This is a genomic window from Shewanella sp. Shew256 (assembly GCF_002196695.1).
Lineage (GTDB): Bacteria > Pseudomonadota > Gammaproteobacteria > Enterobacterales > Shewanellaceae > Shewanella > Shewanella mangrovisoli.
In genome coordinates this window covers 128982-153379 of sequence record NZ_NAJR01000002.1, presented here as the reverse complement: position 1 = coordinate 153379, position 24398 = coordinate 128982, and the positions used below count along the sequence as shown (strand labels likewise).

15 protein-coding genes are annotated in these 24398 nt (G+C 49.5%); 11 read left to right on the top strand and 4 right to left on the bottom strand.

Annotated elements, in window-relative coordinates; genetic code table 11:
• Positions 1-30 precede the first annotated feature (30 nt).
• A complete protein-coding gene (locus B5P39_RS03525; protein WP_088210491.1) occupies positions 31-960 on the bottom strand; it encodes a TIGR01212 family radical SAM protein in 930 nt (309 codons plus the stop codon).
• A gap of 587 nt (positions 961-1547) precedes the next feature.
• Between B5P39_RS03525 and gltB the strand changes: the two genes are divergently transcribed.
• The 8 genes from gltB (at position 1548) to B5P39_RS03475 (ending at position 11486) form a co-directional block, all read left to right on the top strand.
• Positions 1548-5996: a glutamate synthase large subunit gene (gene gltB, locus B5P39_RS03515; RefSeq protein WP_088210489.1), complete on the top strand. Its 4449-nt coding sequence runs from the start codon at positions 1548-1550 to the stop codon at positions 5994-5996.
• A gap of 6 nt (positions 5997-6002) precedes the next feature.
• The gene (locus B5P39_RS03510) at positions 6003-7409 is read left to right on the top strand and encodes an FAD-dependent oxidoreductase (protein WP_088210488.1); all 1407 of its coding nucleotides are present in this window, start codon (positions 6003-6005) and stop codon (positions 7407-7409) included.
• A 246-nt stretch (positions 7410-7655) separates the two neighbouring features.
• Complete coding sequence (locus tag B5P39_RS03500) at positions 7656-8366, top strand: 5'-methylthioadenosine/adenosylhomocysteine nucleosidase (protein ID WP_088210486.1); 711 nt, start codon at positions 7656-7658, stop codon at positions 8364-8366.
• Positions 8367-8397: 31 nt separating this feature from the next.
• A complete protein-coding gene (locus tag B5P39_RS03495; RefSeq protein WP_088210485.1) occupies positions 8398-9387 on the top strand; it encodes a cobalamin biosynthesis protein CobD/CbiB in 990 nt (329 codons plus the stop codon).
• A gap of 55 nt (positions 9388-9442) precedes the next feature.
• Positions 9443-9820, top strand: coding sequence for a DUF2721 domain-containing protein (locus B5P39_RS03490; protein WP_011623626.1), 378 nt, complete (start codon positions 9443-9445; stop codon positions 9818-9820).
• Complete coding sequence (locus B5P39_RS03485; protein ID WP_086903127.1) at positions 9817-10443, top strand: trimeric intracellular cation channel family protein; 627 nt, start codon at positions 9817-9819, stop codon at positions 10441-10443. Before B5P39_RS03490 ends, B5P39_RS03485 begins: the two co-directional genes overlap by 4 nt.
• 1 nt (position 10444) lies before the next feature.
• Positions 10445-10936 carry a nuclear transport factor 2 family protein gene (locus B5P39_RS03480; protein WP_086903126.1) on the top strand — a complete coding sequence of 164 codons (492 nt, stop codon included), beginning with the start codon at positions 10445-10447 and terminating at the stop codon, positions 10934-10936.
• Positions 10937-11057: 121 nt separating this feature from the next.
• Positions 11058-11486 (top strand): hypothetical protein, encoded by a 429-nt coding sequence (locus B5P39_RS03475; RefSeq protein ID WP_088210484.1) that lies wholly within the window; start codon positions 11058-11060, stop codon positions 11484-11486.
• Between the two features lie 138 nt (positions 11487-11624).
• Here the strand turns inward: B5P39_RS03475 and tyrS are convergent, their stop codons facing one another.
• Complete coding sequence (tyrS, locus tag B5P39_RS03470; protein WP_088210483.1) at positions 11625-12821, bottom strand: tyrosine--tRNA ligase; 1197 nt, start codon at positions 12819-12821, stop codon at positions 11625-11627.
• 127 nt (positions 12822-12948) lie between these two features.
• Here tyrS and B5P39_RS03465 point away from each other — a divergent pair, with 127 nt between their 5' ends.
• Both B5P39_RS03465 and B5P39_RS03460 read left to right on the top strand, forming a co-directional pair.
• Positions 12949-14349, top strand: a complete 1401-nt coding sequence (locus tag B5P39_RS03465) for a peptidoglycan DD-metalloendopeptidase family protein (RefSeq protein WP_088210768.1) — start codon at positions 12949-12951, stop codon at positions 14347-14349.
• A gap of 20 nt (positions 14350-14369) precedes the next feature.
• Positions 14370-15479, top strand: coding sequence for an anhydro-N-acetylmuramic acid kinase (locus B5P39_RS03460; protein ID WP_088210482.1), 1110 nt, complete (start codon positions 14370-14372; stop codon positions 15477-15479).
• A gap of 9 nt (positions 15480-15488) precedes the next feature.
• On the opposite strand, the gene B5P39_RS03455 is transcribed toward B5P39_RS03460, so the two are convergent.
• Positions 15489-17639 (bottom strand): winged helix-turn-helix domain-containing protein, encoded by a 2151-nt coding sequence (locus B5P39_RS03455; RefSeq protein WP_088210481.1) that lies wholly within the window; start codon positions 17637-17639, stop codon positions 15489-15491.
• Positions 17640-17949: 310 nt separating this feature from the next.
• Between B5P39_RS03455 and B5P39_RS03450 the strand changes: the two genes are divergently transcribed.
• Positions 17950-20352: a S9 family peptidase gene (locus tag B5P39_RS03450; protein WP_088210480.1), complete on the top strand. Its 2403-nt coding sequence runs from the start codon at positions 17950-17952 to the stop codon at positions 20350-20352.
• Between the two features lie 467 nt (positions 20353-20819).
• Here the strand turns inward: B5P39_RS03450 and B5P39_RS03445 are convergent, their stop codons facing one another.
• Positions 20820-23843 carry a TonB-dependent receptor domain-containing protein gene (locus B5P39_RS03445; RefSeq protein ID WP_088210479.1) on the bottom strand — a complete coding sequence of 1008 codons (3024 nt, stop codon included), beginning with the start codon at positions 23841-23843 and terminating at the stop codon, positions 20820-20822.
• Positions 23844-24398 lie beyond the last annotated feature (555 nt).

Below are 24398 nucleotides of genomic sequence, written 5' to 3'. Positions count from 1 at the left end.
CCAACTGAATCCCTTCAAGCGATATGGTCATTATGGTCGCGCTAATGCAGCGCCTTGTCCACCCTTACGCGCAAGATCCTCAACAATTGCCACTAAACCATTCCAACGATAACCGCACCAATCGGGCGCGAGCAGTATTGGTTTTTTCGCATAGGCGGTCACCCGATGAAAAATCACTTCTTTAGGTGTATGCCGAACCAGCTCGCCGACACAAGCCGCATACTCTTCGAGACTGAGTAATGGCAAGCGTCCTGCGCGCCAAGCCTTCGCCATCGTACTGCCCTCGACGACATGTAATGGATGTAGCTTTAAGCCATCGACGCCCTGCGCCAGCACCGCCTGCAGTGTCGCCATATAATCGAGGTGAGTTTCACCGGGTAAGCCTAAGATAAGGTGAGTACAGACTTTTAGGCCTCGGCTTCTGGCCCGTGCAACCGTATCGCAATAACAGGCAAAATCGTGCCCACGGTTAATCTTATGCAAGGTTCTATCGTTGGCGGTTTGCAATCCAAGCTCCAGCCAGACATCGACACCCTTTTGCTGATAACTGGCTAATAAATCGAGAACCTTGTCTGGTACACAGTCGGGACGCGTACCAACACACAGGCCCACAATCTCACTGTCTTTGACCGCTTCATCGTATTTGGCCATCAACACTTGATACTCATCATAGGTGCTCGTATAGGCCTGAAAATACGCGATAAACTTATCCGCATTCAGCTTAGGTTTCGCCTCTTTATAACGGGCTTTCCCTTGTTCTAGCTGCTCACTAATGCTGAGCGTTTCCGCCTGCTGATAACTAAAGGAGGCTACATTACAAAAGGTGCAACCACCCCGCCCTAAGGTGCCATCGCGGTTAGGACAAGTGAATTTGGCATCGATAGTCAACTTGCGTAAGCGCTCGCCGTATTTCGCCTTACACACGGCACCGAATGTGTTTACGTATGCATCGAGTCCCATTAGCTCGCCTGCCAAATTTCATGTCGTTTCATTAAAAATAACCAAGATAAAATCACAAAAAAGAAGAAATAAAGACGTGTGTTTAGATGAAAAAACTCATGGTAAACAAAGCGAGCATCGTTTTCTTGGTTGTAAATCAAACTCCGGTTAGATTCACAGCGGCAAAGCTTAAAACCTGAGTCATTGCTCACAGTGTCTTTACACTCCGTGATTTCACTCACAAGCAAATAGAATAACAATTCATTTATTATAAATTTTTATACAATCACTGTATTTGCAATAAAAATCACTATTTCTAAATCAAAAACAATCGATTTCAATGTTACATTTTAGTAACCCCATCGTTTTTCATTTTTTAAAATTCTTTTTATTCATAATGTTATACAGCACTTTAATCAGTTAACGTTAACGTCAAGTAATTGTATTTTGTGTATGAAACATGAATGAATACCCATATTTTATGCAAATTTTTGGTTTGACCTTTGGTTAATCTCAGGATAATTTGGGTGGTTCGGGTGCATATCTATAGAAAGTCTTTACATTTCTCCCCGAGTAGTAATTTCGTTGAGGTCAAGGGAGGTTTTTGTATGAGCTTATATCATCCCAGTTTTGAGCGGGACAATTGTGGTTTTGGCTTGATTGCACAAATGGATGGCGAAGCCAGCCATCGTATCGTGCGCACCGCCATCCATGGCCTCGATCGCATGAAACACCGTGGCGGTATCGCCTCTGACGGTCGAACTGGGGACGGCTGTGGTTTATTAATGCAGCTACCATTGCAATTCTTTGAAGCCATTGCCGCGGAAAATGACTGGCACCTGAGCCGCAAATTCGCCGTGGGCATGTTGTTTTTAAGCCAAGATGAAGAACTGGCCGACCAAGCCAAGTTTATTCTCGAACGCGAACTCGAGCGTGAAACCTTAAGCATTGCCGGCTGGCGTAAAGTCCCCGTCAATCCTGAGGTATTGGGTGAGATTGGTAAATCGAGCCTGCCGCAAATCTATCAAGTCCTGATCAACGCCCCGATTGGCTGGCGTGAGAAAGATCTTGAGCGTCGCCTCTACATGGCTCGCCGCCGTTTAGAGCAACAAATTACTGACGATAAAGACTTTTATGTCGCGAGTCTTTCAGGCCAAGTCATAGTCTACAAAGGCTTGATGATGCCTGCCGACTTGCCCGCATTCTATCCCGACCTTGCCGACATCCGTTTGAAGAGCTCTATTTGTTTATTCCATCAACGCTTTTCAACCAACACTTCACCTAAATGGCCACTCGCTCAGCCCTTTAGATATCTTGCCCATAACGGCGAGATCAACACTATTACCGGTAACCGCCAATGGGCCCGTGCCCGTGCCTACAAGTTTAATTCACCACTGCTGCCCGACTTGCAACAGGCGGCGCCCTTTGTGAATGAAACGGGTTCTGACTCCTCATCGCTCGATAATATGCTCGAAATGCTGCTCTCAGGCGGTATGGACTTATACCGCGCCATGCGTTTGCTTATTCCGCCAGCATGGCAGAGTAACCCAGAGATGGATGATGAGCTAAAAGCCTTCTATGACTTTAACTCCATGCATATGGAACCTTGGGATGGCCCAGCGGGTATCGTAATGACCAACGGTCGCCACGCCGCTTGCGCGGTGGATCGTAACGGTCTGCGTCCATCACGTTATGTGATCACTAAAGATCGTATCTTAACCCTCGCCTCCGAAGTGGGCATTTGGGACTACGCCGCCGATGAAGTGATTGAAAAAGGCCGCGTCGGCCCAGGTGAGCTGTTAGTGTTAGATACTCTCAATGGCCGTCTGTACCAGTCATTCGAAATTGATAACGATCTTAAGCGTCGCCACCCCTATAAAGAGTGGATGGCAAAAAACAGCCGTACTCTGGTCCCAGCCGAGCAGTTGGCAACAGAGCAACATGGCGCCAGCGAATTAACTCCAGAGCAACTGCTGCAATACCAAAAGCAATTTGGTTACACCCGCGAAGAGCTTGAACAAGTGATTTGGGTGCTGGCAAAACAAGGCGAAGAAGCGACAGGCTCCATGGGCGATGATACGCCAATGGCGGTATTGTCGAAAAAGTCACGCTCGCTCTATGACTATTTCCGACAGAAATTCGCTCAAGTCACAAACCCGCCTATCGATCCGCTGCGTGAAAAGCACGTGATGTCTCTGGCGACCTGTATCGGCCGCGAGCAAAACCTCTTCAACGAAACCACTGGTCATGCCTATCGGGTAATGTTCAACTCGCCGATATTATTATTCAGTGATTTCAATCAATTACTCGGATTAGATAGCACTTACTATCGCGCCAATATCGTCGATTTAAATTACGATCCGAAGGAAGGCTTAGAACACGCTATCCGCCGCATCACCTCGGAAGCCGAGCGTTTAGCCCGCAGTGGCACTACGCTGCTGATTTTATCCGACCGTGCGATTGATAAATCGGCGCAGGTCATTCCGGCAGCCATGGCGGTTGGCGCAGTACAACAAATGCTGGTGAGTAAGAGCCTGCGCTGCGATACCAACATCATTGTTGAGACCGCATCGGCGCGGGATCCACACCACTTTGCGGTGCTACTCGGCTTTGGTGCCACGGCGATTTATCCGTATCTAGTGTATGAGTCAATCTCAGATCTGGCGAAACGTCATCAGTTGACCGATACCACTGCGCTGATGCTGAACTTCCGCTACGGCATCGAAAAAGGCTTACGTAAGATCATGTCCAAGATGGGGATCAGCACCGTCGGCTCCTACCGTTGTAGCCAACAGTTTGAGGCCATTGGTATTGCCAGTGATGTAATCGAACTCTGCTTTAAAGGCGTGGTGAGCCGTATCGAAGGCGCCAGCTTTGAGGATATCGCTCAAGATCAAGCGCTACTGCATAAGGCCGCTTACCGCGCCCATGTGCCACTACCACAAGGCGGTTTACTCAAATACGTGGATGGCGGTGAGTACCACTGCTTCAACCCTGATGTGGTCAACACGCTGCAGGCGTCATTAATCGACAAGAATTTTGCGACCTACAAGAAGTTTGCCGAATTAGTCGATAACCGCCCAGTCGCCACCCTAAGGGATTTGATTGGCATTAAGGCTGACCAAGCCGCGATTGAACTGGATAAGGTCGAGGCTGCCAGCCATTTATTCCCACGCTTTGACAGTGCGGCCATGAGTATCGGCGCCCTAAGCCCCGAGGCCCATGAGGCATTAGCCATCGCCATGAACCGTTTAGGCGGTCGCTCTAACTCGGGCGAAGGTGGTGAGGATGCGCGTCGCTTTAACACCGAACGTAACTCGGCGATTAAGCAAATTGCGTCGGCACGTTTTGGGGTAACCGCCCATTACCTAGTCAATGCCGATGTGCTTCAGATTAAAGTTGCCCAGGGCGCAAAACCCGGTGAAGGCGGACAACTCCCCGGCCATAAGGTGAGTGTGGAAATTGCAGGGCTGCGTCACGCGCGCCCAGGTGTAACCTTAATTTCACCACCGCCACACCATGATATTTACTCTATCGAAGACTTAGCCCAGCTGATTTTCGATTTAAAACAAATCAATACCAAGGCACTGATCTCCGTGAAGTTAGTGTCTGAGCCAGGTGTCGGCACTATCGCCACCGGTGTAGCAAAAGCCTACGCCGATATGATCACTATTTCTGGCTACGATGGTGGCACGGGCGCAAGCCCTATCACCTCGGTGAAATACGCTGGCAGCCCATGGGAGCTCGGCCTTGCCGAAGTACATCAATCTCTGGTGGAAAATGGTCTGCGCCATAAGATCCGCTTGCAGGTCGATGGCGGCCTAAAAACCGGAACCGACGTCATCAAGGCGGCCTTACTCGGCGCCGAAAGCTTTGGCTTCGGGACTGTGCCTATGATTGCCTTAGGTTGTAAGTACCTGCGTATTTGCCACCTGAACAACTGTGCTACCGGTGTCGCAACTCAGGACAAGAAACTGCGCGATAACCACTACCACGGCTTACCAGAGCGAGTGATGACTTACTTTGAGTTTGTCGCCGAGGAAGTGCGCGAGTGGATGGCAACCCTAGGGGTCAGCAAGTTCGAAGACTTAGTGGGCCGCAGTGAGTGGCTACATACCTTAGAAGGCCAGACCGATAAGCAACGTGGACTCGATTTAGCGCCAATTCTGTATCAGCCTAAGGTCAGAGCCAGCACTTCGCGCACCTGGCAGGAAACCAATCCACCAGCGGATTTAGGTTTACTCAACCAACATCTGCTCAACGAGTGCCAAGGTGCGGTCGATAAGGGCGAGAGTTTCGATGCCGCTTACAGCATCAACAATACCGACCGCTCAGTGGGCGCACGCCTATCGGGCTATATCGCCAGCACCCTTGGCGTAAAAGGCACTAAGGCCCCGATTAAACTCAGCTTTAATGGCAGTGCAGGCCAAAGCTTTGGGGTATGGAACAGCCCAGGTCTTGAACTCAAGCTCTGCGGTGATGCCAACGACTACGTCGGTAAAGGCATGTCGGGCGGCAAGATTGTGATTTATCCACCGCTAGGGAGTCCGTTCCAGAGCGAGCGCAGCGCGATTGTCGGTAACACTTGTCTGTATGGCGCAACTGGCGGACGCTTCTTCGCTGCGGGCCAAGCGGGTGAACGCTTTGCGGTACGTAACTCGGGCGCCATTGCCGTAGTTGAAGGCTTAGGCGATAACGGCTGCGAATACATGACCAGCGGTATCGTAGTCGTACTCGGTAAAACCGGGGTGAACTTCGGCGCGGGGATGACGGGCGGCTTTGCCTATATCTTCGACCAATTTGGCCGCTTTAATCGCCGCGTGAATAACGAGCTTGTCGACACCCAAAAACTCGAGTCACCGATTCATCAACAGCATTTGAAAGGCTTGATTGAAGAACACGTGGCCGAGACTGGCAGTGAGCACGCGAAGATGATCTTAAGCGACTTTGCCAACTGGTTAGATTGCTTTGTTTTAGTGAAACCGAAAAATATCGCCGTTGCAGATCTGCTCAAATTAGAGCAATCGAGCCCGGAACTAGCAGTTAAAGCGGGGTAATAGCAGATGAGTAACGATTTTCAATTTATTGAAGTGGGTCGCAAAGACCCAACTAAACACCCTGCAGCAAAGCGTTCGACTCAGTTTATTGAGATTTATCAGCCCTTTGCTCAAGCTCAGGTGACTGAACAGGCGGACCGTTGTCTCGATTGTGGCAACCCTTATTGTGAATGGAAATGTCCGCTGCACAACTATATTCCCAACTGGCTGAAACTGGCGCAGCAGGGCCGAATTATGGAGGCGGCGGATTTAGTCCATGAGACCAATACTCTGCCCGAGATCTGCGGCCGCGTCTGCCCACAGGACAGACTCTGTGAAGGCGCTTGCACCCTAAACGCCAACTTTGGCGCCGTGACTATCGGTAATGTGGAGAAATACATTACCGATACCGCCATCGCCCAAGGCTGGCGTCCGGATATGAGTAAGGTCACGCCCCGTAAAGAAAAAGTGGCGATTGTGGGCGCTGGCCCTGCTGGTTTAGGCTGTGCCGATATTCTTGCCCGTAATGGGGTTAAGGCTGTGGTGTTTGATAAATATCCCCAGATTGGTGGCCTGCTGACCTACGGTATTCCTTCTTTTAAACTGGATAAAGCCGTGATGGCGACTCGCCGCACTGTGTTAGAAGGCATGGGAATCGAGTTCAAGCTGGGCGTAACTGTCGGTAAAGACATCGCCTTTAACCAACTGCTTGAGGAATACGATGCCGTCTTCCTTGGCATGGGCACCTACACCGCCATGAAAGCGGGCCTTGAGGGCGAAGATGCCCAAGGCGTGTACCAAGCTCTGCCCTACTTGATTGGCAATACCCATCACCTGATGGGTAGCACAAGCCCTAATACTCCTTACCTAAACCTTGCCGGTAAGCGCGTGGTGGTCTTAGGTGGCGGTGATACCGCCATGGACTGTGTTCGCACCGCAGTTCGCCAAGGGGCCAGCAGTGTGATTTGTGCCTATCGCCGTGACGAAGCCAACATGCCGGGTTCGCGCCGCGAAGTGCAAAACGCCCGTGAAGAGGGCGTGAACTTCCTGTTTAACCGTCAACCCGTGGCTATTAAAACCCAGGATGGCAAAGTGGTGGGCGTGGAATGCGTTGAAACCCAAATGGGTAAAGCTGATGCCAGCGGCCGTCAACGTGCCGAAGCGATTGAAGGCAGTGAGCAGTTACTCGACGCCGATGCGGTGATTATCGCCTTCGGTTTCCAACCTAGCCCTGCGCCTTGGTTTGCCGATTACGGCATTGAACTCGACCAATGGGGCCGAGTAAAAGCCAGTAAACAAGCCGATAACCCATTCCAAACCACCAATCCAAAGGTATTTGCTGGCGGCGATATGGTGCGTGGCTCGGATCTGGTTGTGACCGCAATTGCCGAAGGACGTGATGCCGCGCAAGGCATTCTTAACTACTTAGATTAATTGTTTTTTGTTGTACCGCTGTACCTGTGAGTCTCGGACTCGTACCCACGAGTCCACCATTTGCTTGTGAATTTTGGCGCACCTTAGGGTGCGCATTTTTTTATCTTCCGCGCGTTTTATCCTATCCCAATCAAGCAATCGCAATCCCACAATAACGCCAAAGCATAACTGTGGTATATTAGCCGCCATTCTGTTATCCCACGCTTTAGTGGCATCACACATTCAGTTGAATCAAAAGGGTCTCCCATGAAAATTGGTATTATTGGCGCAATGGAGCCAGAAGTTGCCCATCTTATTGCGGCTATGACAAACGCCTCTTCACAAACGATTGCGGGCATTGAATTTATCGCTGGCACCTTAGCGGGCAAAGACGTAGTGGTAACACGCTCTGGTATTGGCAAAGTCGCCGCCAGTATCGCCACCACACTGCTGATTGAGAAATACGCCCCCGATGCGGTAATCAACACAGGTTCTGCGGGTGGTTTTGTCGATTCACTGTCTATTGGCGATATCGTGATTTCATCCGAAGTGCGCCACCACGATGTAGATGTGACCGCATTTGGTTACGAAATTGGCCAAATGGCGCAGCAACCTGCGGCGTTTATTCCCGCGTCATACTTAGTCGAAGCGGCTAATAAGGCCATCGCACAATTAGGCGAAGTGAAAGCGATTGAAGGCTTAATCTGTACTGGCGATAGCTTTATTTGCGACCCAGTTCGCACCAAGACCATGTTGGAGCACTTCCCAACCATGGCGGCCTGTGAGATGGAAGGCGCGGCAATTGCCCAAGTATGTCACCAGTTTAGCGTGCCATTCGTGGTGATCCGCTCGCTCTCTGACAACGCCAACAACGACTCTCCGGTCGACTTCGATTCTTACATTGTGAAGGCAGGCTACCATTCGGCACTGATGGTGATGTTGCTGCTTGAGCAATTAGACCCAAACTCAGTAAAGTAATTGACTAAAGCATGATTGCGGAAAGTACCTGATGCACAGTTCTTTTTATCAACAACTTGTCGAAATTGATGGCGCTTTGTTTGAGGGCTTCTTGGTACTTTTCTTTGCTTTACTGCTGGCGCGTTTAGCGCCATTGCCAAGGGAAATGCAGCCGCTGATTTGGTTTAGTCACTTAGCCAAACAGCTCGCCGCCAAAGTCAATCGCCCCGGGCGCGCCCCCAGCCAACAGGCAACCGCCGGCTTTTTAGCCATGTTGCTATTGGTGTTCCCCTTCTGGGCGATTATCACTTTCTTACTCGAGCTTGCCGCCTTCCCTTGGTTCTTCGAATTTTTAGTTCTGTATCTGTGTTTGACGGATGCAGGCTTTAGCCAAGTCGCCGACGAAATCGCTAAAGCATTGAAACGCGAGGACAATGCCAGCGCAAAAAAGCTATTACAGCCGTGGATTGTCCGTGATACGGATAATCTGTCGGAAGTCGGCTTAACCAAGGCCACGATAGAAAAGCTCGCTACCGCGCCGATTTATGGCACGGCATCGACTATCTTCTTCTTTGCGATCGCCGGCGCCCCTATGGTGCTGGCGGTGAGAATGATTAAACAGCTCGAACTCAGTTGGCCGCCCATTCAACCTAAGTACCAGCACTTTTGCAGTTCAGTACACGTGATTTCTACGGCGCTACTGGCAATCCCCGCTTGGTTATGGAGCCTGTCGATTGCGATTCAAGGCGGCCCCATGGCCTTAGCATTATTGTTTCGCACCTCTAAAAATCATCCAGCCCTGCGTGGTTATGTGATGAGCGTGTCCTTAGTGGCGAATATTTTACGGATTGAATTGGGTGGACCGCAGAAGTTTTCGGGGCAACGCATTGATGTGGCTAAGATAGTCTATGGCCCGCAGCCGCACCAAGAGATGATAGCCCCCGCGGTAAAACTCGCCTCACGGGCCTGTGCTATCTGGTTTAGTTTTATTACCTTTCTTCCGATCATTTGGGCGGGTTTACGCTGGCTACAAACCCTGTGATATGATGCCTTTAATCTTAACATTAGGTTAAAGGCTGACTATCTTGTTCGAAAACATGCATGTTTCATTAACAACTCCCGCCTTGCTATTTCCGGCGATCTCACTGCTATTACTCGCCTATACCAACCGTTTCTTTGCGCTAGCCGCGCTGATCCGACAGTTGAGTAACGGCGACAAACCCGTGCATAAGGATCAGATTAAAAACTTAAGCCAGCGGATCCGGATTATTCGCCGTATGCAGGAGGCTGGCGTATCCAGCTTTGCCCTATGTGTGCTCTGTATGATTTTCATCTATATCGGTTTTAATAAGACGGGCTCGGTGATCTTCGGTGCCAGCTTGTTACTGCTGCTCTATTCACTGATTTTATCTGTGATAGAAATTCGTATCTCTGTGGACGCGCTGAATATCCACATCAAAGAGATGAGTAAATGAGCCACTGGATTTACTTCTTCGATTTATGTGGCACGGCGGTATTTGCCCTTTCTGGCGCCTTAGCCGCTGGGCGTCACCGTATGGACCCCTTTGGCGTTATCGTACTGGCCTCGGTGACTGCGGTCGGCGGTGGCAGTATTCGCGATGCGCTGATAGGCGCCACGCCGGTGTTTTGGATCCGCGACCCTAACTACATCATAGTGATACTCGCCACAGTCCTAGCTTGTTTGCTGTTGGTTCGCCGTCCCCGCAAGATGCCTCAATATACGCTGCCAGTCGCCGATGCCTTAGGTTTGGCCCTGTTCACTGTGATTGGTGCCGAAAAAGCCCTCAATATGGGACTCAGTGGCATGATTGCCGTCGTGATGGGCTTGATCACGGGCGTTGGAGGAGGCATTATTCGAGACTTACTGTGCAGACAAATCCCTATGGTGTTACGCACAGAAATCTATGCCACAGCATCGATTATTGGCGGCATAGGTTATACCGTAAGCCTTGCCTACGGGATGGGCGAAAAAACGGCACTATTTTTAGCCATGACCAGTGCCTTAATCATTCGCCTATGCGCCATCAAATGGCATTTGTCGTTACCCGCCTTTGATCTCAAAACCAAGAGGGAATAGTTTGCGAATATTGTGTCTTTTAGTCTGTCTTATTTGGGTTCCGGCCTTGTTTCCTGCGTCAGTACACGCTAACTCAGGGGAAATGCCAGCAGAGCAGCAGTTAGCCGTAAAATACATGAACGCGCTAACCGAGCACGACTATCAAACACTCGGCAAATTCTATAACCGTGATACCGTCTTCTTCGATAAAACCGCCAATCGTAAATACACGGGTGGGCGGTTTATTATCGACTTCTTTGAGCGCGCCCACGAAGGTGTGCTCGAATATGATTTCAATATCGAGCATATGTATAACGCAGGCTCCCTCGTGGTGATGATTGGTAACTATCACTTTAAAGGGCCCGGCGAGCAGTTTGGTAAACCCGGAAAAATTATTGATGTCGCCATTCCTGGAGTCACTAGCCTTAAGCTCGATATGCGTAATCACAGGGTCACAGAGCATGTGGATCTGATTGATTACCAGACCATGTCAGACCAATTAGCGATGCAGTAGTCACAAAATTTAGCTTTTATTGAAACTTGAGCCCTCAAAACGAGTCGAAACCTGCAATGAGTCAATACGACTGAGGTGCGGCATCCTATGCCCACGGTCGTTTCGTTTCAATGAGGTTTGTATGAAGTTGTTTGGACTGATTGCCCTACTCGCCCTGAATGGCCTAATGCTCGCGCCCCACGCACAGGCGCAGCAGCCGATTATTGTGTCCTACGCGGTGCAACCCGTAAGCCATTTCAACCAGCAACTGCGGGCAGCCCAAAAGCAACATCAAGCTTGGAGCGAAGATCCCACCGCCATCAGCAGCCAATATGCAGGTAAAAAATTTACCCTTGTTCGTACTCAGCCCACCAAGGATGGAATATTTACCTACCAAGTGAGCGAGTTATCGCAGCAGCACCCACAAATGCTGTTAATTTTGTCGCTTAAGAAGAGTGCCCAACGCTGGCAAGTGGATTCCGCCCAACTGGCATGGAAGTGTCGCGATGGTCAGCATTTCGGTACCGACAGATGCAATATCGGCGAGCATGAGGCCAGCACAGCACCTTAAGCACAGTCTCTTAAGCTATCGAGATAAAATGCAGATATAAAAAGAGCGCCCTTAGGCGCTCTTTTTACTGCTTGGTAAGTACTTATTAACCGTTTAAGCACTCACTGGCTGTAGTCACATGGTGATATCCGATTGAGCTTAAACCAGAGTCACTTTCGCGAACTTACGCTTACCGACTTGGAATACGGCAACCGTGCCAGCGCTTAAGGTCATACGGCTATCGTCAACCTTCTCACCGTCCATCTTCACCGCGCCTTGCTTGATCATACGCATCGCATCAGAAGTCGAACCCACTAAATCGGCATCTTTAAGTAAGTTAGCAATCGCTAAGCCTTCACCCGCCGCTAATTCAACCTCAGGGATATCATCTGGGATAGCGCCCTTTTGGAAACGGTCGATAAAGGCTTGATGGGCACTCTCGGCCGCCGCTTGGTCGTGGAAGCGCGCGATAATTTCCTTCGCGAGCGCAATCTTGGTATCACGAGGGTTAGCACCGTTGGCGATATCTTGTTTGAACTGTTCAATCTCGGCCAAAGGACGGAATGACAGTAGCTCAAAGTAACGCCACATTAATTCGTCAGAAATCGACATGATCTTGCCAAATATTTCATTGGCGGGCTCACTCACACCAATGTAGTTGTGCGCCGATTTAGACATTTTCTTCACGCCGTCTAAACCTTCGAGCAGTGGCATCATGATCACGGCTTGTGGTTTTTGGCCTTCGGCTTTTTGTAACTCACGGCCCATCAACAGGTTGAACTTCTGGTCGGTTCCGCCTAATTCAACGTCGGCCTTCAGGGCTACTGAGTCATAACCCTGTAAAAGTGGGTACATAAATTCGTGGATAGCGATCGACTGACCCGAAGCATAGCGCTTCTTAAAGTCGTCACGTTCCATCATACGAGCAACGGTTTGCTGCGAGGCTAAACGGATCATCCCCGCTGCGCCTAATGGCTCTAACCAGCTCGAGTTGAACTCGATACGGGTTTTTGCAGGATCCAAAATTTTATAGACCTGCTCTTTATAGGTCTCGGCGTTGGCTAATACTTGCTCACGGGTGAGGGGTGGACGCGTGCTGTTTTTACCACTTGGATCACCCACCATACCGGTAAAGTCACCAATTAAGAAAATGACTTCATGACCTAACTCTTGGAATAATCTTAATTTATTTAAAATTACTGTATGTCCAAGATGGATATCCGGTGCAGTAGGATCAGCGCCTAACTTGATACGAAGTGGACGTCCTTCTTTGAGTTTTTCCAGCAGATCCGATTCGAGTAGGATCTCATCGGTACCACGTCTAATTTCTGCTAATACTTGGTCTAAATCAGCCATCTCGGCGGGGACTCCTAAGGCCATGATCATAAAATGAGGAGACTTATGTTACTTGTTAGCCACCACAATTGAAAGTGTGTACACTAACGGGATTATTCAAGCCTTAGGTAATCGGTATCGGCGTCACATGGGAAAGGTTATAACGTTATTTAAATTGCTGCCTAAAAAGCATCAAATTCTCCTCAGCATTCTTTCGGTTATCACTACGATAACCCTGCTCTTTCCCTCTGAAGAAGCGCAAGCTTCAAGACAAACTCAAGGTGTCGCAGACCAAGCTCAAGTCAATACCCGTTACGATGTTCCCTTAGCCTTTCGCTCACCAGAGCGCCCAGAAGGTGTTGAGAGCCAATCACAAGATGCATCCACCAACGCCACGCCGTTATCTTCTGTCGACGCCTTAGCCGCAGGCAATGTGCCCGCCAGCGAAACCTTAGAGAGTGCCCACCATAGGGACGTTGAACATTTTAATGTGAAAAATGGCGATACCTTAGCTGCAGTATTTGAGCGCGCGGGGCTCACCAGCAAAGATGTGTATGAAATTACCCAGTTGCCACTCGCCAAACAGAATCTGTTAAAAATCATCCCCGGCGAAGAAATCGTGATTTCAAAGGATGCTAAGGGCGATTTAACCGAAGTCCGCTATCGTGTCGATGCGGTATCGACTTTAGTCATCACTAAGGATCAAGATAAGTATTCCGAGAAAATCTCCGAAAAGGACATTGAAATCCGCACCCAATTCACCAGTGCGAAAATCAAGAGTAACTTCTGGAATGCCGCCGTGGATGCGGGTTTAAACGCGAACCAAATTATGCAGCTCTCGACCGTGTTTGGCTGGGATATCGACTTTGCCTTGGATTTACGTGAAGGCGACAGCTTCGCCATTATCTACGAGCAGGAATATGCCGAAGGCGAGTTTTTACGTAACGGCAATATCCTCGCCGCCGAGTTTATCAACCAAGATGAGCGCTACACTGCGATTCGCTATACCGACGGCAACTATTACTCCGAAAACGGCACTAGCATGCGTAAGGCCTTCCTGCGCTCACCGGTCGACTTTAAATATGTCAGCTCCAACTTCAACCCGAAACGTCTACACCCTGTGACGGGGCAAGTTAAGGCTCACCGCGGCGTTGACTATGTTGCCGCCATTGGCACCCCCATTAAGGCGGCGGGTAATGGCCGAGTTATCGAATCCGGCTACAATCAATTTAACGGTAACTATGTGTTCATTAAGCACAACGATACCTACACGACTAAGTATTTGCATTTGACCAAACGCAACGTCAGTAAAGGGGCCAGCGTTAAGCAGGGGCAAATTATCGGCACCTTAGGTAAAACAGGACGCGTCACTGGCGCTCACCTACACTATGAATTTATCGTTAATGGCGTGCACCGTAATCCAAGAACGGTTGATTTACCTAAGGCCGAATCGATTGCCCGTAAAGAAAAGCCACAATTCGATGCACTCAGCAAACAGTTGATGGCCAGCATTTCACAGAACAAGCAAACCCAATTGGCGATGCAATAACGACGGACGGATCCCCTCACATGAACAAGGCTTATTATATTGGACTGATGTCTGGCACCAGCATGGACGGCGTCGATGCGGTGTTAGTCGACTTTGCGGGCGAGCAGCCACAGCTTATCGCAACGCACACTGAGGCGATTCCAAGCCATTTGCTTAAGGGATTGCAGCGTTTATGCCTGCCCGGCAATGATGAAATAAACCGCCTTGGCCGCCTTGACCGCAGTGTGGGTAAATTATTTGCCCTCGCCGTCAATAACTTGCTTACCAAAGCCCAGATAGCCAAAGAAGACATCATTGCCATTGGTAGCCATGGCCAGACCGTGCGCCACATGCCAAACCTTGAGGTGGGTTTTACCCTGCAAATTGGCGACCCAAACACCATAGCAACCGAGACTGGCATCGATGTCATAGCCGATTTTCGTCGTAAAGACATTGCCTTAGGTGGCCAAGGTGCGCCGCTAGTGCCCGCCTTCCACCAGCAAACCTTTGCCCAAGTGGGTAAAAAGCGCGTGATCCTCAATATCGGCGGCATTGCCAATATCACCTATCTGACCGGGAATCGTGAAGAGGTCCTAGGCTTCGACACAGGGCCTGGCAATACGCTGATTGATGCCTGGATCCAGCAAGTGAAAAATGAGCCCTATGACAAAGACGGCGAATGGGCCGCTTCGGGTAATACCGACCAACAGCTATTGGCGCAATTGCTATCGCACCCTTATTTCTCCCTCGCCTATCCCAAGAGCACGGGGCGCGAATTGTTTAATCAGGCTTGGTTAGAACAGCAATTATCACAGTTTAATCAACTGGATGAAGAAGATATCCAATCGACATTGCTCGATTTAACCTGCCACAGTATCGCCCGCGATATCCTTAAACTTGCCCCAGTGGGAGAGTTATTTGTCTGCGGTGGCGGCGCCTTTAATACCGAGTTAATGCAGCGCTTAGCAGCGCTACTGCCGGATTATCACATCGATACCACCTCAGCACTCGGTGTCGACCCTAAATGGGCCGAAGGCATCGCCTTTGCGTGGCTCGCAATGCGCCACAATTTAGGTTTGCCCGCTAACCTACCTGCAGTGACAGGCGCCTCGCGCGAAGCCGTATTAGGCGGACGCTTTAGCGCTAAATAAAACTCAAACCTACTTAAGTAGCTTGTGTTTAAGCTGTATGATGTCCCGCTGCGGAAAGCCATCGAGCGTCATCACTAAGCGGTTTGACTCCGGAATATAAGTCATGGAGCCAAAGCCGCTTAGGCTAGAGCGGGGACCCCTAAGGAGTGATGTCAGCTGCTGACTACTCGCATCCCAAAAATTCAACCGCTGCTCATTACCATTGCTCGATTTAAAATACACTCCGTGTGCAGTAAGCACCCAGTTATTGCCCGCGCGAAACACCTTCCCCGGGATAATCTCTTGCACCTGTTCGGGCTGCGTGAGGTCTATCTGCCAGAGTCCATTCATTCCATAGCGACTAAAGACAAATTCGTTGGCCGATTTTGCAAAGCCCACCGCCATACTCAGCGGACTAATCACCTTAGGCGCACTATTGTCCAAATGGAATTCAGTGATGCCATCGCTGGTTGATGCCAACACCGCCGTCCCCTGCCAATTCCAGCTGGGGCGGCCATGATTGTGATAACTCGAGGCTAAGGCGGTAATGTTCTTATTGGTTAAATCTAAAATAAAAATACGATTACCTTCGTTGCGATCGTCGGGGGCGATAAAAGCGATTTTGCTACCATCGGGGGACCAACGCGGATAAGCGACACGCGACTTAAGCTGGGTGTGTTGTTCCAGCTTTTGGCCTTTGGCATCCGAAGTCCAAATCTCGTTATAGCCCGTATCGCTGGAGACAAATACTATCCGTTTCGCCTCAGGGGAATAATCGGGATTGCGGTGGCTAATGCCGGAATACAGCAGCGGAAACAAGCTGCCGGGCACGGATTCGCCGAGGGAAAAATACGCCATCTGGAATTGACGACGATACTGGTGATAAACCAGCTCGCCCTCATCGGATACGCTACTGGGATAGCTCATGCCCTCCACATCGAGTGGGCGAATATGGGCCGTTTCAATATCGATAGTAAAACCGTTGCGACTGCCAGAATCTTCGGTGGCAAAAACCAGCGACTGGCTATCAGGCGTCCAACTCAAGCCGCGAATATCTTCTAGCCCATGGGTTAAGCGTGTTTCATTGGCACTGGCTAAGTCGCGAATAAAAATATCCTCAGAGATATTACTAAAGCGCCTCGCTATCGCGAGCCAGCGACCATCAGGGCTAAAGGCTAAATCTCTATCCTCATAATTACACTGGCTTTCGCAGGATAATCTTTCAGCCTTAGCGTCCGCATTTGCCAAAGCTAAACGGTAAATCCCCCCCACTTTATCCGCCTCGTGGGAGGAAATATAAGCAAGATATTGACCGTCGGGAGAAATATCTATGGCCGCCATATCGCTACTACAGGGCGCTAAGGCGAGGGTCTCGTTGGTCGCAAGAGTCAACTGAGTGATATGGCATTTCCCCGTGCCATGGATACGGGAGGCAAAAAACAACTTAGTGTCATCTAAGCTCCACACTGCGCGAAGCTCTGCCGATGTGGAAGGCGTTAACTGGCGGGCGGGGACATCTTCACGTTTAAAATCTTTAAGATACAGACTGGATGTCACTCCGGGGCGACTCGCACCATACACAAGCCAACGCCTATCGTGGGACAACCTAGGGTAACGCTCAGAGCCCGGATCCCGCGTAAGCACTGTGATTTGGGTTTCCGTCATCCGCTGTTTATCTTGATACAGATGCACCCCCATAAAGAGACCGGCCACTAGCATGACCGCCCCCATCAGACTCGCCATCCAATACAGGCGTCGTGTGGTGTGCTGTAACTTCGCCTCTGTGGTCTGCAGTTTATCGTCATCTGTCTCATCGGCAATGTCATACACCGGCGGTAATAACAAGCGATAACCGGCTTTACGCACGGTTTCAATCACGCCGCCTTCAAGCTCCAGTGGCGATAATTGCTGACGTAAATGCCAAATGGCATTCGTGAGTGCCTTAGTGCCAACGTAAGCATTGCCTTCCCAAACTTTATCGATCAGCTCGTCACGGGTCACAACATGAGGATGACGCAGGGCGAGATAGCTAAGCACTTCAATAAACTTAGGTTGAAGTGACACCTTAGCCGATTCCTGTTGGGCACTTTCCTGCCCCTGCGTTTGAAATGAAATTGAGTTATCGGAAGGGTCAATGCGACAGCTTCCTAAACAAAAACTCAACTTACTCTTATCCTTCATTTTTTCTCACACCTGCGTTATTCATCTTTTTATGGTTAGGGTAATGAGTACAACATCTTGGCTAGATACTACCTAAGACTGAGCCTGGTTAGCAAACGAATGATTTAAACTAACTATTTAAAATTCAAAACATTAGCATGAAAAAAATCTAAAATAGAGATTTAAACAATATAGAAACGAGCCAAAGCCGATTGCGACCAAGCAACAGATTGATTACAACTGCATGACCAATAACAACATAAACCTCAACGTCTTACACCTGTTTACCAATGCGTAGTGCGGGCGTGAGTCACATCTTAGGGACCTAGATATGCTTCGCTTTGCCTTGATTTGCATCGGCATGATGTTGTGCCCGCTGTTTGCCCCAAAAACCTTAGCGCAGGACTACCAGAAACCGTCTCCCGCATTACAGCAAACCATCAGCCACAGTAGCAATCTCACGACTCGACTCTCAAACGATCATCAATGGCTGGCATTACTCAGCCCGATTTCGGCGCCGAGCATTGCCACGCTGGCCCAGCCAGAGCAAAAGTTGGCAGGATTACGTATCGCCGCCGAGCAATATTTACCGAGTCGCATCACCCAGCGCTATCACCAACTCAGGCTGATTAATATTCAGGACAAGCGGCAGCGGCTGATAAGCTTGCCCGGTGGCTACGATATCACCGAGCTGCAATTTTCCCCCGACAGTCGCTATCTCTCCTATGTGAGCATAACGCCAGAGGGCGGTTACTTATATGTTTACAACCTCGCTCAAGATAGCCACAAGCGCCTATCAGACAACCGATTGAATGGCACGATTAGCCTTGATTATCAGTGGGCTAACAATAACAGTCTGCTCGCTCGCTTTGTGGTAGCCTCCAATGCCAACACAAGCATGGCTCAGGCCGTTTACGCACCGAAAACCAAGGAAACCTCGGGCAAACAAAGCCCGCAGCGCACCTATCAGGACTTATTGAAAACCAGCGCCGACAAACAACGCTTTAGCCAACTGACGACCAGTCAATTGGCCCGAGTGGATTTAGATGGCAAGCTGACAACTATCGCCGCACCGGGTATTTTTGAGGATTTTTCGGTGTCACCCGATGGGCGCTACATTTTAACCCATCAGCTCACCGCGCCCTTCTCAACCCAAGTAAAGTATTATGATTTTCCAACCTTAACAGAGATTTATAATCTTGATGGCCAACGTATTACGCAACTGCACCACAGCCAGAGTGGAGAATCTAAGCCCCAAGGAAGAGACTCTGTGCTCCCAGGCCCACGCCAGTTCCATTGGGTTCAAGGGCAAAGCGCAACCTTAGCCTTTACCGAGGCTCTAGATCAGGGCGATAGCCAGCAGGAGGCGCCGCTACGGGACAGTCTATGGCAACTCGATGCCCCCTTTGCCCAAAAGGCCAAACTCATCGCCAAAACCCCTTGGCGGATCATCGATATCGACTGGGCGGAAAACAACATCGCCCTAGTGACCCAGCGCAATAGCAAAGCACAGTTACTGCGACTAAGTAGCCTAGACACCCGCCTTGGAGAAAGTAGCCTACAAACGTTGAACGAGCGTAATCTGCGCGATAAATATCAAGAGCTTGGAACATTCTCCAGAGAATATACCCAAGGTAAAGGGCATGTGATCCGCCTGCAGCAGGCGCAAACCGCTGGGCTTATTCACTACGGCCAAGGGGCATCGCCACAGGGGGATAAGCCTTTCTTAAAGCGCACCTCATTCCTGACGGGTGAGTCGTCACTGCTTTGGCAATCGCCAGCCCAGCAATTAGAGTCGGTGCGCTACGTGCTCAATCTTGAGCCCTTACAGCTGATTATTAACCGTGAAAGCCCGACTGAAGCCCCAAGCCTTGTCTTAATCGATGGCGCCAAAGAAAGTGTGCTCTACCAACAGGCCGCTGAACTGAGTGCGTATCGGGGGATGCAGAAGCAGCTGATCACCTACAAAAGAGCCGATGGCGTACCTCTGTCAGGCACTCTCTACTTACCCGCTAATTACACCAAGGAACAAGGCACCTTACCCGTGTTGATGTGGGCTTATCCGCGGGAATTTAACGATCCCGATGTCGCGGGCCAAATCAGCTTTAGCGCCAACCAATATCCCAGCATCAGTCCAAGGGGCCCAATTCCTTTAGTCGCCGAAGGCTTTGCGGTGTTTGATAAAGTCTCTATGCCAATCATCGCTCAAGGGGATAAAGCGCCCAATGACAGCTTTCGCGAACAACTCGTCGCCAACGCACAGGCGGCTGTCGATACCTTGGTGGATTTAGGCATTTCCGATCGCAAACAAATCGCCGTGGGTGGACACTCCTACGGGGCCTTTATGGTGGCGAACTTGCTCGCCCATACGGATTTGTTCTATGCAGGCATTGCCCGTAGCGGTGCCTATAATCGCAGTCTAACGCCTTTTGGCTTTCAAAATGAGGAGCGTTACTACTGGCAAGCCAATGATATTTATCAACAAATGTCACCATTTAATTATGCCGACAACATCAAATCGCCCTTGCTTTTAGTTCACGGAGAGATGGATCAAAACTCAGGCACTTTCCCGCTGCAATCGGAGCGACTATTTGATGCCATTCAAGGCCTTGGCGGTAAAGCAAGATTAGTTATCCTACCCTTTGAAGGGCATGGTTATGCGGCTAAGGAATCCCTAGAACACTTGCTCTGGGAACAAAGCCAGTTCTTAAAGGCAAATCTGCCTATCCACTAACCTGTAAGCCAAAGAGCGAAGTCAGCGCTTAGCATTCCACAAAAACACACCATCAGATGATTGGCGGCATAATAAGCCGCCAATCGCTTAACAAGTTACTGCTATCACTTATCCTTAAATGCTGTGTTTATTCAGTATTTAAGCGAGTATCTCCCCTCAGGTATGCACCGAAGCTTTGCCTTTTTGGCCTTTTGACTATTCCGCGTTAGCCGACTTACTTCAAGTCAGCACTCATTCAAGCTCTGGCTGAAACTCAAGCTCTGGCTGAAAGAGTTAACGTTAAGCGCTTCTCGACAGAAGAAGTATCAAAGGTCTGTGTCAATCTATCCCATTGAAGGCTTAAGGCTTGATGAGTGTGACAAACCTATTGATGTCAATATCTTGCGGATATTGGCAATAAAAAACCGCATGCAGGGAGCCACATGCGGTTGAGCAAACTTAAGTGGTTAGTATCAGTTCAACTGATATTAGAACTTAAGCTCTGCACCTAGGTAGGCATAGCGACCAACACCACCGCCATAGGCGCTGCTGTAGTTACCATTACCTGTTTCGACTAAATCACCAGTATCGGCCACCCAAGGACCCTGATTGTCGAAAATATTACGCACACCGCCGTATAAACGTAATTCAGCCTGACTCACGTCCATAGTGTAAGACACCGACAAATCGTGGGTGATATACGAGCTGTAGAATAGGAATGCGGGCGTTTCTGGATTGGCCACTGCACTGGCATCGCCAGCATCGAGTTTGGCTTGGTTTTCGGCTTTCAGCACGTTCCACTCTTCAACTCTATCGTGGCTATCGACCATGGCACTCTTATACTTAGCGCTCCAACGTACACGCCAATCATCATTGCTCCAGGTTAATGAGATTGCACCTCTGTCCTCAAAAATCCCGCTGGCAAGCTCACCCACGTAGTCATCTTCAACTAAACCATCGGCGCCGTAGTAGCTAGTGCTGAATTCCAACACATGGGTCCAATTCGTTTTTAAGCTGAGTTCACCGTAACCGTCTAATTGCCACTCGTAGGCCATGGCGATATCAACACCACGGGTGACAATGTCATTTAGGTTCTGTTCCTGTTGGATAACCTGAGTGATTTGCCCTTCAGTATCACGGCTGATGACCTGACAGTACTCGTTGTCGGCGCCATAGGGATTACTCGAGTTATAACATTCGGCCAGAATATCCTCGTTGCTTAGTGAACCAATGGCATCGGTGACTTTAATATCGTAATAATCGACCGCCAGATTAAAGCCTTCGAGGAAGGCTGGCGCCATGGTAAAGCCTAAGGTATAGGTATCCGCGGTTTCCTCGGTGAGGTTTTCGTTACCGGCGTTAGGCGAATATTTAGAACCACCCTCATCCTCAAAGACACCGTTAGTCGCAATTGCGGCTGCAATACCAGGATCTTGGCGACAACTATCATGCCCAGCCCCAGTTGAGGTTGCTGTTACCCCATCACAAATATCGCGGATACTGTCGTAATCTCCACGGGGTGGAGAGATAAGCTCAGTAATATTCGGCGCACGTTGCGAGCGAGAGTAGTTAGCACGTAGGGCATAGTTGGCAATAGGCTCCCACAGGAGCCCCGCGCGATAGCTCGACATTAAGTCGATGTTTTTCTGGCTGTAATCCGCAAGACGCAATGACACGTCTAGGTCGAGCTTATTGGCAAAAGCCTCATCCCTTAACAAAGGAAGATTCGCTTCACCAAAGGCTTCCCATACGGTGACATCCCCTTCGAAGGGCGGTACATCGTTAAAGGTTATCGCATCGCCACGCATCGCTTTATCGGTATCGACGGCTTGAGTATCACGGCGATATTCGACCCCGAATGCTGACTGCACGCCACCAGCGGGCAATTCGAACAATTCACCCGAGATAAATCCTAGGGCATTAAATTGCGTGATATCCGTGTTTATATAGGGATTGGCGCGGATGTAGTCTGCGCCTTCCTTACTGATTGAACCTTCACCAAAGATATTGACGGGAACACACCCTTCAGCCCTGGCCTCTTCACTGGCGCATTGGATAGTCACACCATCGTCGGCGTATTCAGCATCCAAGGCATATTGCAGACGACGAATACTGATTTCATTGCTGCGGCGCTGACGCTGTTCAAACTTACCGTAACCCAGTGAGGCATCCCAGGTCCAAGTTTCAAATAAGTTGCCCTGCAATCCCGCCCAAGTCCGCAAAGTGGTGCGCTCGTTATCGCTCTCAACGGGGCCAACTTCTTGGAAGCGGCGATCCCAAGTGATGCTCTTGCCAGCTGTCGCGGCAATTTCGGCTGGCACATAAGGATTGTTTGGAGAAATACTGCCCGCAGCAATAGTCCCAGGGAGACCCGTCACAGGGTCGATATAGAGTTCAGCGTCGTTATAGTCTTGGCCTTCGGCATCGGTACGACGAAACGCAGTATTACGGCTAAACTGCACTTGCACATTCGCGCGCACATCGTCGCTGAGGTCATAGTTCATTTTGACCGCAGCGGCCAAGGTATCCTCGGGGACCTTTAAGAGACCCGTGGTGTAACCGTTATAGCCATCACGTTCTTCTTTAAAGTCGGTTTTAAGCTCGGTGCCATCGTACCACCAAGAGTTTGATTTAAAGCGGCCACCGACGATGTCATTACTGCGCTCGCGCCAGTCGTCTCGGGTAATATCGCGCATACACTGGTCGCCATCGACCGTGTTCATGGCATTACACATTTGCTTTTCATCGTAGGCAAAACTTGACTCATACAGAGCTCTTTCCCTGTCGGTCGCAAATAAGCCATGTTGTTTATCATAAGTCGCACTGGCGAAGATATAACCTTTATCGCCATTAAAATCAGTGCCATAACCTACATCGACAGTAGTTTCACGACCACCACCTTCGGTGGTTTCACCGCCACGGGCGTTAATCTCAAAGCCCGTCTTATTCTGCTGGGTAATAATGTTCACCACCCCAGCAATCGCATCGGAGCCATAGACAGCCGACGCCCCGCCGGTAATGATTTCTACCTTATCGACCATAGCGGCAGGAATAGTGCTTAAGCTGACATAGTTACCGCTGTAACTGTTTGATACTACACGGCGACCATCGATCAAGGTCAGGGTGCGATCCGTTCCTAAGTCACGTAAATCAATGGTTGAAAGACCCGTATTTTGCACGCTCGATTGGCTATTTGTACTGCTAACGCCTTCCGACAACGCTGGAATTTGATCAACTAAAATATCCGCCAATGAGCCAATACCGCTATCGGCGATATCTTTGGCATCTAAGCCCTGTAATGGAGTGCTAAGGGAAAAGCTGTCACGCTTAATCCGCGAGCCCGTGACTGTGACTTTTTCAATGCTTTCTTGCTTATCCGCTACCTCGACTTCAACCCGATTAGCGCTCTCATTCACCGCATTCACTTCTATTGGATCGGCAGCCCATGCTACCGAAGGAGCAATACCAAACATCGAAGCTTGGATTGCCAAGGTCAATAATTTCTTCTTCATCCTTCCCACCTTCACTTTTACAGCGCAAGCCATTCTTGTTGTTATTTGGAGCTGTTACTTCATCCGGCTAACCGTGTTTTCTTATTCATGTTCATCAAGTTCTTTGAATATGAGGTAGCAACACCACAAAAACACAATTAACATTTCAGCAACCAAAACCTTGTACTTTGCCGAGTGAAGAGCGGCAATCATCTGTCCCTCGTTTCTTTCCCCGTTTTATATCTATTAAATATCTATTCATTTATTTTCAATGCATTACAGATAAACAAAGAGAATAAATCGACTATTGAAAATGCTAAAAATCTTGGTGTAGCAGTTAGTGTTCTGCTGCATTGTTACCGAACATAGGCACGATAAGACGTAACAAAACAGCAGAGACGATGCCTAAAAATGCTTTAAATAGCACCAATGACAGTCGTTCAAAAATGCACAATATAAAAACCCATCTATGCTTGATCACAGTTGTGTCATCTAAACTCGCTAAAGTGATTGTTAACTAAGCAGTAAATACACAACTGACTCACTGTGAAGGCCAACTCGTGCCTGCACACTCTG

Bases quoted from the DNA above. Each gene is read 5' to 3' on its own strand.
- B5P39_RS03525 (WP_088210491.1), bottom strand. From the start codon at position 960: ATGGGACTCGATGCATACGTAAACACATTCGGTGCCGTGTGTAAGGCG.
- gltB (WP_088210489.1), top strand. From the start codon at position 1,548: ATGAGCTTATATCATCCCAGTTTTGAGCGGGACAATTGTGGTTTTGGC.
- B5P39_RS03510 (WP_088210488.1), top strand. From the start codon at position 6,003: ATGAGTAACGATTTTCAATTTATTGAAGTGGGTCGCAAAGACCCAACT.
- B5P39_RS03500 (WP_088210486.1), top strand. From the start codon at position 7,656: ATGAAAATTGGTATTATTGGCGCAATGGAGCCAGAAGTTGCCCATCTT.
- B5P39_RS03495 (WP_088210485.1), top strand. From the start codon at position 8,398: ATGCACAGTTCTTTTTATCAACAACTTGTCGAAATTGATGGCGCTTTG.
- B5P39_RS03490 (WP_011623626.1), top strand. From the start codon at position 9,443: ATGCATGTTTCATTAACAACTCCCGCCTTGCTATTTCCGGCGATCTCA.
- B5P39_RS03485 (WP_086903127.1), top strand. From the start codon at position 9,817: ATGAGCCACTGGATTTACTTCTTCGATTTATGTGGCACGGCGGTATTT.
- B5P39_RS03475 (WP_088210484.1), top strand. From the start codon at position 11,058: ATGAAGTTGTTTGGACTGATTGCCCTACTCGCCCTGAATGGCCTAATG.
- tyrS (WP_088210483.1), bottom strand. From the start codon at position 12,821: ATGGCTGATTTAGACCAAGTATTAGCAGAAATTAGACGTGGTACCGAT.
- B5P39_RS03465 (WP_088210768.1), top strand. From the start codon at position 12,949: ATGGGAAAGGTTATAACGTTATTTAAATTGCTGCCTAAAAAGCATCAA.
- B5P39_RS03460 (WP_088210482.1), top strand. From the start codon at position 14,370: ATGAACAAGGCTTATTATATTGGACTGATGTCTGGCACCAGCATGGAC.
- B5P39_RS03455 (WP_088210481.1), bottom strand. From the start codon at position 17,639: ATGAAGGATAAGAGTAAGTTGAGTTTTTGTTTAGGAAGCTGTCGCATT.
- B5P39_RS03450 (WP_088210480.1), top strand. From the start codon at position 17,950: ATGCTTCGCTTTGCCTTGATTTGCATCGGCATGATGTTGTGCCCGCTG.
- B5P39_RS03445 (WP_088210479.1), bottom strand. From the start codon at position 23,843: ATGAAGAAGAAATTATTGACCTTGGCAATCCAAGCTTCGATGTTTGGT.